The organism is Wolbachia endosymbiont of Drosophila nikananu (assembly GCF_028981865.1).
Taxonomy (GTDB): domain Bacteria; phylum Pseudomonadota; class Alphaproteobacteria; order Rickettsiales; family Anaplasmataceae; genus Wolbachia; species Wolbachia pipientis_B.
This window is the reverse complement of record NZ_JAPQLL010000046.1, coordinates 20960-32118: the sequence shown is the minus strand read 5'-3', so window position 1 is coordinate 32118 and position 11159 is coordinate 20960. Positions and strand designations below refer to the sequence as shown.

At 34.6% G+C, this 11159-nt stretch carries 10 protein-coding genes; 2 read left to right on the top strand and 8 right to left on the bottom strand.

Annotated features, from left to right (window positions below):
• The coding region (locus OZD67_RS02855; RefSeq protein WP_274999611.1) for an IS110 family RNA-guided transposase at positions 1 to 1321 on the bottom strand (1321 nt) is incomplete at its 3' end.
• A 119-nt stretch (positions 1322 to 1440) separates the two neighbouring features.
• Here OZD67_RS02855 and OZD67_RS02850 point away from each other — a divergent pair.
• Entirely contained in the window at positions 1441 to 1638 is a 198-nt protein-coding gene (locus tag OZD67_RS02850; RefSeq protein WP_274999701.1) for a hypothetical protein, read from the top strand.
• A gap of 303 nt (positions 1639 to 1941) precedes the next feature.
• On the opposite strand, the gene OZD67_RS02845 is transcribed toward OZD67_RS02850, so the two are convergent.
• From OZD67_RS02845 to OZD67_RS02820, 6 genes are all read right to left on the bottom strand, one after another.
• Entirely contained in the window at positions 1942 to 3321 is a 1380-nt protein-coding gene (locus tag OZD67_RS02845; protein WP_182183684.1) for an ankyrin repeat domain-containing protein, read from the bottom strand.
• 188 nt (positions 3322 to 3509) lie between these two features.
• Positions 3510 to 5423 (bottom strand): excinuclease ABC subunit UvrB, encoded by a 1914-nt coding sequence (gene uvrB, locus OZD67_RS02840; RefSeq protein WP_182183686.1) that lies wholly within the window; start codon positions 5421 to 5423, stop codon positions 3510 to 3512.
• 253 nt (positions 5424 to 5676) lie between these two features.
• Entirely contained in the window at positions 5677 to 6435 is a 759-nt protein-coding gene (locus tag OZD67_RS02835) for a cytochrome c1 (protein ID WP_182183688.1), read from the bottom strand.
• Between the two features lie 2 nt (positions 6436 to 6437).
• The gene (locus OZD67_RS02830) at positions 6438 to 7670 is read right to left on the bottom strand and encodes a cytochrome b (RefSeq protein WP_182183690.1); all 1233 of its coding nucleotides are present in this window, start codon (positions 7668 to 7670) and stop codon (positions 6438 to 6440) included.
• A gap of 144 nt (positions 7671 to 7814) precedes the next feature.
• Complete coding sequence (locus OZD67_RS02825) at positions 7815 to 9011, bottom strand: ankyrin repeat domain-containing protein (RefSeq protein ID WP_182183692.1); 1197 nt, start codon at positions 9009 to 9011, stop codon at positions 7815 to 7817.
• Positions 9012 to 9111: 100 nt separating this feature from the next.
• Positions 9112 to 9249 (bottom strand): DnaJ domain-containing protein, encoded by a 138-nt coding sequence (locus tag OZD67_RS02820; RefSeq protein WP_259346730.1) that lies wholly within the window; start codon positions 9247 to 9249, stop codon positions 9112 to 9114.
• A 290-nt stretch (positions 9250 to 9539) separates the two neighbouring features.
• On the opposite strand from OZD67_RS02820, the gene OZD67_RS02815 reads away from it, so the two are divergent.
• Complete coding sequence (locus OZD67_RS02815) at positions 9540 to 10877, top strand: N-acetylmuramoyl-L-alanine amidase (protein WP_259346669.1); 1338 nt, start codon at positions 9540 to 9542, stop codon at positions 10875 to 10877.
• A gap of 19 nt (positions 10878 to 10896) precedes the next feature.
• Here the strand turns inward: OZD67_RS02815 and OZD67_RS02810 are convergent, their stop codons facing one another.
• Positions 10897 to 11148 carry a J domain-containing protein gene (locus OZD67_RS02810; RefSeq protein ID WP_223823149.1) on the bottom strand — a complete coding sequence of 84 codons (252 nt, stop codon included), beginning with the start codon at positions 11146 to 11148 and terminating at the stop codon, positions 10897 to 10899.
• Positions 11149 to 11159 lie beyond the last annotated feature (11 nt).

Sequence of the window (11159 nt, the reverse complement as noted above, 5' to 3'; positions counted from 1 at the left end):
CTTGTTGCACTAAAGTATAGCCAAATTCTCGTGCCTTTTTGATCAAATTTTTTACAGCTCTCTCCTTATATCGTGTTTCATAGTATTCCATTCCTTTTTCTACATATTCTTGTCCGTATTTGAGCATACTATAAAATATGCATGCTATTTTTCTTGCAGTAGCTGTTATTGCTTTTGGTGCTCCTAATCGTTTTTTTAATCTCCTGTAGTATGCACCCAATGAACTTTTACTATTTCCTACAGAATTAGCAGCCATTCGAAATGCATTCGCAGCACGATTAATGACTTTACGCGTTCTTGTGCTAAACACTTTTTCTCCTGTAATTTTATTGGCAGGGCTGAGTCCTAACCACGATGAAAAGTGTTTTTCTGTTGACCATTTATTATGGTTTATACCAGTTTCTGAAATTATAGTCTGTATACTTAGTATATCAAGCCCTGGAACTTTAGTAAAATCCATACCAGTTATTCGGTGCAGTTCCTCGTGCAAAGCAAAGTCAGGCTTACTTTTTCTGTGCTTATTCTTTTCCTTACTCAACTGTTTACTTTCGTTAGATTTTGTTTCAAACGTTTTGTAATAGACCTCAATATTTCTATCACATTCTGCTATTTTTTCTTGATAAATATTATATAGTTCAAATTCTTGCTTTAGCGTGAATACATGTTCCTCTCTATAATCGCCAGCTAACGCTTTTGCTATAGTAGACTGATCATTTTTTATTCGTGCATCCCTGAATTGAGCCAATTTCCCAGAATCTCTTTCGCCTTTAATTATAGCCTTGATAATTTTCATACCAGTTACTCCTGTTATATCTCTTATAACTCTATGCAGTTGTATATTCATTTGAATTAATGCCTTCTGCATACGCAGAACATGTGTAGATGCACTTTCAGTGAGGTTCTTACGTTGTCGCACGTAACTACGCAATACACATATCTGGCTATCTGGCCTAAATGACCCTTGGAGTAATCCATAACTATGTAGTTGTTGTAACCACTGACAGTCCTGAACATCTGACTTTCTCCCAGGTACATTTTTTACATGTCGCGCATTTACCAACTTAACTTCAAAACCGTAAGATTCCAGTATTTGAAACAAAGGAATCCAATATACACCAGTTGATTCCATCGCTACGGTTGTAACTTTACACTTTTTTAACCACCTTGCTAAATTATGAAGGTCTTCAGTGAAGCAGCCAAATTTTTGAACACGTTGCTCATCTCTTCTCTCGGGTATACATACATAATGTACAGCCGAACCAACATCTATCCCTGCTGCATCAGGATTCATTACCTCTAATTTACTTTTTGTCATTGTAATTGACCTCCTATAACTTATAATGAAGAAGTATTTAAGCTTGGGACGGTTAGATTATACAATCTTCTAATCGAGGTAGTCGTAATAGACTCCATCAGTGGTTTAACCGTTCCTCCAAAACCATGCTCCCAAACGGGCACTCTAGCACCATTGAGCGTCCGGTTATAACTGCAAAAATACTTCTTAATAAATTATATTTAAAAATTGTTATAGCACTGGATAAAATAGTTTCTTTCAGGTTTAACAAGATTTTTCCTTGTTCGACGCTCCCAAAAGACAGTTTTCCCCTAAACTTTTCTTCTCAGCTTTTAATTTGTTAAGCCTTGCTTCGCTCTCTTCATCGACCTTTACCTCTATTTTATTACCATCTTTCTTACTAGGACTTAGATAAATACTAATTCCACCTTTTGTACCTTCAATTCTCACTATACTCTCCCCAATTTGAAGTATGCCGACTTTTAGATTTAACTTTTTAGCTTTTTCATTGTTTAAGATTTTCACAGATTCAATAATACTATCTTGTGGATATTTCACATAAAAATATACATTATCTATTTCTGCTTTAAAGTCATACTCATGAGTTTGCTTACTTTTGTTTACAATACCTTCACATGCTATACTCTTTAGCTCTTCTTTCCTACCCTTATATTTCTTACCGAGATCATTTGAATAATCACAGTCATAATGTTTATTTGCAAGCTCGGTATCACCGTAGAAAAAATTTTTCTCATTCCTCCACCTTTTAACAACAAATTACTTATGATCTTTTTTATGATGATGCCTGAAGTTTTATATTTGTCAGCTTCACATTCGTTGCCATCACTTTCATCGATACAATCAGGTATATTAAGAATTCCAGTTGAAAAACGTGGATTCACACGATGATTAAGAACATCTTCTATTTCTTCAAGTATTAAATTTGTTACAGTTTCTTTATCGCCTTTTTCATTACCATTACTACAACTTGAATTTAATCTTAGTCCTTTCTCCAAGTACTCATTTACTATTTTCTCAATACTTTCTAGAATACTTTCTTCAGATTCTTGTTTATTTTTTGTTGTTATACCTCTTATCTCCTCACAAAACTTATCAATTAGCTCCTGCTCATCTGTAGTTAATGGTATTCCTAGCTTCGCTAATAGTGAGTCTTCTAGAAAAAGATAATCACTTGAACTACAGCTCGAATCCTCGTCTTTTCGGTCACAATCACTCGGTTCAGTAGAAATTGCTTTATTATCGTCACCGGAGCCATACCCTAGATCATCACGCAGTGCCTGATCATCATTGTGCTTGTTAGGGTAATTACTAGAGTTATTTGCCGGATTCTCTTTATTTTCACAAGAACCATCTGAATGATAGCCCTGATCCTTGTCTGGATCCGGACAATTCACAGCTCGAATGCAGTCACTTTCAGTAGCATATTTAGCTGGAGTCTTTCCACTTTTATCTGTTATACTTGGATCAGCTTTTTTGCTTAAAAGAAATCTTATAGCGTCAATATTGTTATGTTCAGCAACGTAATGTAACAGAGTTTTTCCAGCTTGGTTTTGTACATTTGGATCAGCTCCTGCTCCTAGAAGAGACCCTATATATTCAATATTATTGGGATTATCTAATAGATTGCTATCATCTTCTAAATCATTTAAAATGTTAAGTAAGTGTTTATCTAAGTAATATGACAGAGTTCTTCCAGCTTGGTTTTGTACATTTGGATTAGCTCCTATTTTTAGAAGAGACCCTATATATTTAATATTATTGGAATCATTTAATAGATTGCTATCATTTTCTAAATCATTTAAAATGTTAAGTAAGTGTTTATCTAAGTAATATGACAGAGTTTTTCCATCTTGGTTTTGTATATTTGGATCAGCTCCTGTTTGTAGAAGACGAATTATACATTGAGTAAAATTTTCATTATCTAATAGACTGATATCCTCTTCTAAATGTTCTAAATATTCTAAAATACCATAACTGAATTTCTTGTTTGCTACCTCACCACTCATATTCTATAACTATTACTCACTAATTCTTTAGTAATTACCGTAATACATAGATAAGTCAATAAAAAAATGCACCTTTCCTTCTTCAATTCTAAGAAATTGTCAAAAATCTCAAAAAGATAAGCTAAAATAAGAAGGAGAATAGCAGGTTGTTTACACTTTCATGCTATGCCCATAGCATCATATATTACTTAACCTTGCAATAATTTTTTTATTCTTGCTGCTTCTTCAAATTCTAAATTTTCAGCATGCTCTATCATTTGCTTTCTCAAATCATCCTTATTAGTATTTACTTTCGGTTCTGCTATTGCCCTCTCCTGTAAGGTGTTTGATATAGGTTTTATTATAGTCTTTGGGACAATATTGTACAATATATTATGTTCTTCTTGTTTTTTTCTTCTTCTTTCGGTCTCTCTTAATGCACGATCTAAAGAACCAGTGATTTTATCTGCATACAAAATTACTCTACCTTCAGCATTACGTGCAGCACGACCGATCGTTTGAATGAGCGATGTTTCTGATCGCAAAAATCCTTCTTTATCAGCATCCAAAATTGCAACCAACCCACACTCTGGAATATCAAGACCTTCCCTAAGCAAGTTAACACCTACTAAAACGTCAATTTCTTTAGATCTTAATTTACATATAATTTCTATTCTCTCCAACGCACCAATATCAGAATGCAAATAACTCACTCTCATATTTAATTCACTCATATATTCAGCTAAATTTTCAGCCATTTTTTTTGTCAGTGTAGTGATTAAAACACAAAATCCCTTTCCTATTGTCACTTGTGCCTCATGAATTACATCATCAATTTGACTCTCTATTGGTTTCACAATGCAGATTGGGTCTGTAAGCCCTGTTGGACGAATAACTTGCTCTATAAATACGTTATTGGTTTGTGCTAACTCATACTTTCCGGGAGTAGCTGAAATGTAAATAGTCTGCGGCCTAACTTTCTCCCATTCTTCAAATTTTAATGGACGATTATCAAAAGCGGAAGGGAGCCTGAAGCCATAGTCAATCAATTTCTTTTTACGTGCCTCATTACCACTGTACATTGCACCAATCTGAGGAACGGTGACATGACTCTCATCAACAAATAAAATTACGTCTTTGGGTAAATATTCAAACAAAGTAGGCGGTGGATCCCCAGCTTCCATTCCATAGAGATAACGCGAATAATTTTCAATACCTTTACATATTCCTGTTGTTCTCATCATTTCAATATCAAAATTAGTGCGTTGCTCGAGACGCTTTGCTTCAACAATCTTGTTTTGTAAGTAGTAATAATCCAAGCGTTCATGCAGCTCTTTTTTGATTAGCCCAACTGTCTGTAACAGAGTCTCACGTGATGTAATGTGATAGCTGTTTGGAAAAATGGTGATTGTATTTAGGCTTTTGGTAATATTACTCGTTATAGCATCAATTTCAGAAATTTCTTCTATTTCATCACCAAGCAGCGATAAACGCCAAGCTTTATTTTCATAATAGGCAGGAAATATATCGATAATATCACCACGCACTCTGAAATATCCTCTCTCAAACCTGGTATCAGAGCGCTTGTATTGAAGATCAGCTAAGTTACTCAAGAAATCATTAACATGAATTTTATCTCCAACACTTAAAGATATAGTCATGCTGCGGTAGCTTTCAGGCGAACCAAGACCGTATATGCAAGAAACACTGGCAACTACGATCGTGTCCCTGCGCTCCAAGAGGGAGCAGACGGCAGAATAACGCAGCATGTCAATTCTGTCATTGATTGCAGAGTCTTTTTCGATATAAGTATCAGTTTGCGGCAAATAAGCTTCGGGCTGATAGTAATCATAATAAGAAATGAAATATCCAACAGCATTATTGGGAAATAATCCTTTCATTTCCTCATAAAGTTGTGCTGCTAAGGTTTTATTGTGTGCCATGATCAGCGCAGGTCTGTTTGTCCTTGCTATAACATTTGCCATAGTGAAAGTTTTCCCAGAACCAGTAACCCCAAGCAAAACTTGGTCTCTTTTATTGCTATTTAGCCCCGCAATTAAACTATCGATTGCTTGCGGTTGATCTCCAGAGGGTTGAAAATGTGTAGTGATTTGAAATTTCATAGACTTTACTTACTATCTTTGATTCATTGCATAGTGAACACTATATTGCTTTTAAGATAAGTTGTATAGCTATAAACTTTCCGTAAAGCCATAAAACATTAACCAACAATAGACTCCTTGCATAACCATATAACGAACTTTCTTGGGAATAGAAACGAAAAAACTTGCTTGACACCTCTGGACACTGCCGTCATAAAGGAACCAGTGTTAGCTACTTGGATGACAACCATTGTATTTGAGGCAAAATTGACTATCACTTCTTTTTATAGAGCTTGCTCCAAATTCTATTGTTAGTTAATACAAAAAACACTGTTAAAATTATAAAATACGCCACTACTTTTAATCCAAGTTTATGCCGGCGCTCTAATTCTGGCTCTGCTGCCCATTGTAAAAAATTTATCACATCATACGCCATATTTTCAACTGTGGCTTGTCTTGCACCATCATATTCCACCATTCCTTCAGAAAGCGGTGGCGCCATAGCTAACCTGCCTGTTGAAAAGTAAGGGTTGAAGTATAAATCATTTTCATCGTGCTCGCCGTTTTGATAGCCTGTTAACAGTGAATAGACATAATTTGCACCATCATGCCTTGCTTTAATAATTAACGATAAGTCTGGTGGAACTGCACCATTATTGCTCGCTGCAGCTGCTTCTTTTGTATCAAAAGGTGCAATAAAATAATCCGAAGGTATTCCAGGTCTATCGAACATTTCACCTAAATCATTCGGACCATCTTTAACTTGGTAAGAAGCTGCAATCTGTTTTACATCTTCTTCAGAAAAACCAACATCTTGCAAATTACGAAATGCTATCCTATTCATTGAATGACAAGCAGCACAGACTTCTTTATACACTTTATAGCCCCGTTGAATTGACTCTCTATCGAAAGATCCGGTAATTCCATCAAATTTCCAGTCCATTTTTTTGTTTGGTGATTGCTTGAATTCTTCTGCACACACAAAATTAGCAAAAAACGATATGCAAAGTATAGCTAACATATTTCTCATCATCATTACTTCATCTCTGGCACAGAATCACTTAAGGTTTTTGGTGGTTCTTTTGGCTTTTCATATTTACTAAGCAGTGGTAAAATTATTACAAAGTATGCAAAATAATAAAGAGTAGATAGCCTACTCATAGTGATGTAAGGCTCTTTCACCTCTTGTCCTCCGAGCCAGGCAAGAAGTGCAAAATTTATTGCAAAAACCCAAAAAAATTTTTTGAATATCGGCCGATAAGTACCACTTTTAATTTTTGATTTATCAAGCCAAGGTAACAAAAACCACACTAAAATAGATGCAAACATGGTAAGCACACCAGTAAGTTTACCTGGAATTGAACGTAGCATTGCATAAAAAGGTAAAAAATACCACTCTGGCACTATATGTACCGGAGTGACCATAGAATCAGCTTCTATATAATTGTCTGGATGTCCAAGATAATTAGGAGCATAGAAAACAAATGCAAACAAAACTACAAAAAACAGACCAAAAGTTATGCAATCCTTGACTATATAATAAGGATAGAGAGGAATGGTATCCTTATCTGATTTTACCTCCACTCCACTTGGGTTACCAGAGCCAAACCTATGCAAAGCTATCACATGAAGCATAGCTAAAGCAATAATAACAAAAGGCAGAAGATAATGCAGAGCGAAAAAACGGTTAAGTGTTGGGTTATCCACTGAAAAACCACCCCATAACCATATAACTATTTTATTGCCAAATAAAGGTATAGCAGAAAATAAGTTGGTTATAACTGTTGCACCCCAGAAACTCATTTGTCCCCAAGGAAGAACATATCCCATAAAGGCAGTTGCCATCATTGCAAAAAATATAAATATACCAACAAACCACACCATCTCTCGTGGCCTCTTGTAAGATCCGTAATATAACCCACGCATTATATGAACATAGACTACCATAAAGAAGAGCGATGCTCCAACAGCGTGAGTGTAGCGTATTAACCACCCGTAATTCACATCTCGCATTATGCGCTCTACACTATTAAACGCATAATCAACATGCGGAGTATAGTGCATAGCAAGAAATATGCCTGTTATTACCTGTAAAATCAGTGCTATACCAGCCAAAGAACCAAAATTCCAAGCATAATTTAAATTTTTTGGCACTTGATAAGAAGCAGTATGTTTTAGAAAAGAAAATATAGGCAGTCTATACTCTATCCATCCTAATATGCCTTTTTCTTCTTCTATCGTTGTTTTTTTTTTAGTATCATCTTGCATAACTTAAAGCTTTCTCACCTTCAACTCGTTTTATTGTAGCAGCTTATCCCCAGCACACAATAAAAAGTTTAAATTTAAGGGATGGAAATCTGTTTTTTTTCAAAAAATAAGCACTCAAACTTGAGTGCTTATTTTAACTATAGCTTAAAAGAACTTTTGGTGATTTATGCCTTTAGATACTGTTGTGTTACTTAGTGAACTCCCAGGACACTGATTAAGCTCTTCAAACTCATTAATTACCATCTTGACATCTCTTTCTATAGCGCTAAGCTTTCTTTCTTTAATTTGCTCCAATGTCAAAAGCGAATCATCCAATGGTCTTGAATATTTCCCCCCAGTGAACTTTCTGGCTACCACATCAGCTAGCAGAGCTGTTCCATAAAAATCAACTTGCGAAGAACCAGCTAGGCTTCCAGCCGAATGAGTAACAGGCTGCTGAGCAGAAGATAAAGCAGGAGCACTTTGGAATAAGCAACTGAGTGCAGCAGTAGTTGAAGCTCCCATCCAATTAAATATACTATTAATAAAAAAGGAAGGTTTTACCGTGCTGCTTGCTACAGATATGGATTGCATAGCGTTGTCTGGACTTACATTTACACTCTTTGCTTCTGCAGCAATTTCTTTTATCGTTTTATCGGGATAAAATGTCTTAGCAAGATCTGAAGGTGTCTGGTTCCTTATATCTTTAACATTGTCAATATCAGCACCATTATCGTATAGCAGCTTTATTATCTTAGGATGTTTAAATCTAATAGCCAAATGTAGAGGTGTTTCGCCCTGTTTATTTTGAACATTGACATTAGCATGATATTTAATGAAAACTTTTACCATTTCTGGATTATTTCTTACAACAGCAACATGTAAGGACGTACAATCGCCCTGGAAAGCATAAGAAAACTTTTCATCCGAGTTAGCACCATGCTTAAGCAGAATCTCTGCTTTTTCTGGGCTACCATCTTGTACAGCCCAAGCTAAAAGGCTAAAAAACTCATCACCATTTGTAAATTTACCACTAGTACTAGCACCATTATTAATCAGAAACTCCACCATTTGTGCAGAACAATACCTTGATGTAACGCAACGATACAAAACAGGACGTTCAGCATAATCTTTAGCATTAACATCAGCATAATTATCAATTAACAACTTTACCATTTCAAAGTTGTTCTTTAGGACAGCAACTTGCAAAGGTGTTTCGCTCTGTCTTTTAGAGTTAACAATCTTACTAATATTTTCTTCTGGTATTTTTTCAATACATTCTTTAGCTTTCTGAAGATTATCTTCCTTTACTGCAGCAAATAATTCATTTTTTAACTGCTCAATTTCTGTATTTGTTACCATAAAACCCCTTAAAATATAATATTTTGGCCTTATACTATATAACTTGAGTATGTCCAAGTAAAATTTACAGAAAAAACTAATAATTTCTAATGGTTGAAAATCAATTCTTCAGCAACCTATCACGTGCCGCATTTAATTTTTGTGCAAAATATTCCGAGCCTCCCTTATCTGGGTGAACTAATTTCATTAAATTTTGATATGCTTTATTAATTTCATTTTGACTTGCCTCAGGATTCAGCCCCAGTATCTTTAATGCTTCATCTTTGGACAGATTACTACTACCGAACTAGTATGATTTTGTCTTGTAAATTTATTCAACAACCCTATTCTAACTATAATGAAAAATTATCTACAAAGTGTTTATAAAGATGGTATGAAAATCCAACTATCTAAAATTAATAAGTATCTGTTAGCTTTACTAGTTACTATTTCAGCGCTTCTGATATTTCAGCAAGTATCCTGCTCAAGCGATATTAAGAGTGATTTTCAAGATTTACAAGAAAAGTTACCATTATTCAAAGTCAGGATTTGTTATTTTTAAGTCCAGCTTCAGCTTTAAATTATGGTGATAGGGCAGGTGAAAAAGTGTTAATGGTTATAGTTCACCATACTGAAACATCAACACTAAAAGGTACAAAAGATACGCTGAATACTAGAGGATTGTCAGTTCATTTTATTGTCGATAGGGATGGCAGCATCACCTTAATGGTTCCATTAGAGAAAGAAGCATGGCATGCTGGTGTTAGTTATGCAAGAGTTAAGATAGATAGCAAGCTTGAAGAGCTACGGAAGCTTAACAACTATTCTGTAGGTATTGAAATTGTAAACACAGGACTTGAGCCTTTTCCGGAAGAGCAAATGAGGTCCGTTAAAGAGCTGATTTTATACCTTATGGAGCGTTTTAAAATTAAAAGGGATATGATATTTAGTCATTCTGAAATAGGAACCATAGTTTACAATCAAGAACTTGGCTATACAATGCGTAAACCAGATCCACACAAATTGTTTGATTGGGAGTTATTAGAGAAAAATGGAATTGGATTGCACATAAGTGACAAAATAAACCCTAAAGATGCTAAACAGCAAATGGGCGAAATATTGTATAAAGCAGGTGATAGAAATGAAGGTATTTTGAAATTAAAACAAAGGCTGAACAGGTTTTTCTATAAGATATTACCTTGGAATGATAAGAAAGGTAATGTAATTTTTCCTGATAATAATGCTGATTACTCAGATGAGTTTGATGAGAATTTTGTATGGGTTATTTATCAGTTTTCAATACATAGTTTACCAAGAGAAATTAGAAAAGATTTACCTCTTAAATTAGAACAAGCAGATATATTTCCTGAATTCTTTAGTAAATATAGTCATGGCATTTCTTCTAGTTATCTAACCTTTAGTGAAAAAATTAAATCGACTCTACAACCATGTTTAAGCAAAGTAGATTATGAGAATTTATTATTTTCTCTTGCACAATATGAGAATAACATTTCTCCTGATGCATCTACCATTTTAATGTATAAAATTAAGTTATACTATGATTCTTATTTAAGATATCGCATAGGGTCTTCACTCTATAAACCATTTAAGCTTAATGTATTGGAAGAGTTAGACATTTTAAAGAGTGGAGTGTTATCTTTAAAATCACTAGATAGCTCTAAAGCTGCAGAAGTTTCCAGTTTAATTGATAGCTTTAAAGCAGATATTTCTTTAGAATTTCAGGATTTTGAGAAACAGTGGTTTCAAGAGTTTAAGGATGCTTGGAGACAAGAATTTATACCTTCCCTGGAAGAACAGATAACATGGACTGCACTACATGAAGCAATATTGGAGTATTTAGAAAAAGCAAAGGAAGAAATTCGTTAAACGAAAACTTTTTTTAAGATCACTTTTTTAACAATTTATCACGTGCCGCATTTAATTTCTGTGCAAAATACTCTGAGCCTCCCTTATCTGGGTGAACTAATTTCATTAAATTTTGATATGCTTTATTGATTTCATTTTGACTTGCCTCAGGATTCAGCCCCAGTATCTTTAATGCTTCATCCTTGGACATGTTATCACCAGTGTAATTTTCAGTATAACTTCTACTGCTACTAAATTCGTTCAAAAATTTACTCAATATAGAGTTCATCATGAAACTTATGT

Excerpts from the sequence above, each read along its gene's own strand:
- OZD67_RS02825 (WP_182183692.1), bottom strand. The coding sequence starts at position 9,011 with ATGGTAACAAATACAGAAATTGAGCAGTTAAAAAATGAATTATTTGCT.
- OZD67_RS02850 (WP_274999701.1), top strand. The coding sequence starts at position 1,441 with ATGCTCCCAAACGGGCACTCTAGCACCATTGAGCGTCCGGTTATAACT.
- OZD67_RS02835 (WP_182183688.1), bottom strand. The coding sequence starts at position 6,435 with ATGATGAGAAATATGTTAGCTATACTTTGCATATCGTTTTTTGCTAAT.
- uvrB (WP_182183686.1), bottom strand. The coding sequence starts at position 5,423 with ATGAAATTTCAAATCACTACACATTTTCAACCCTCTGGAGATCAACCG.
- OZD67_RS02845 (WP_182183684.1), bottom strand. The coding sequence starts at position 3,321 with ATGAGTGGTGAGGTAGCAAACAAGAAATTCAGTTATGGTATTTTAGAA.
- OZD67_RS02810 (WP_223823149.1), bottom strand. The coding sequence starts at position 11,148 with ATGATGAACTCTATATTGAGTAAATTTTTGAACGAATTTAGTAGCAGT.
- OZD67_RS02830 (WP_182183690.1), bottom strand. The coding sequence starts at position 7,670 with ATGCAAGATGATACTAAAAAAAAAACAACGATAGAAGAAGAAAAAGGC.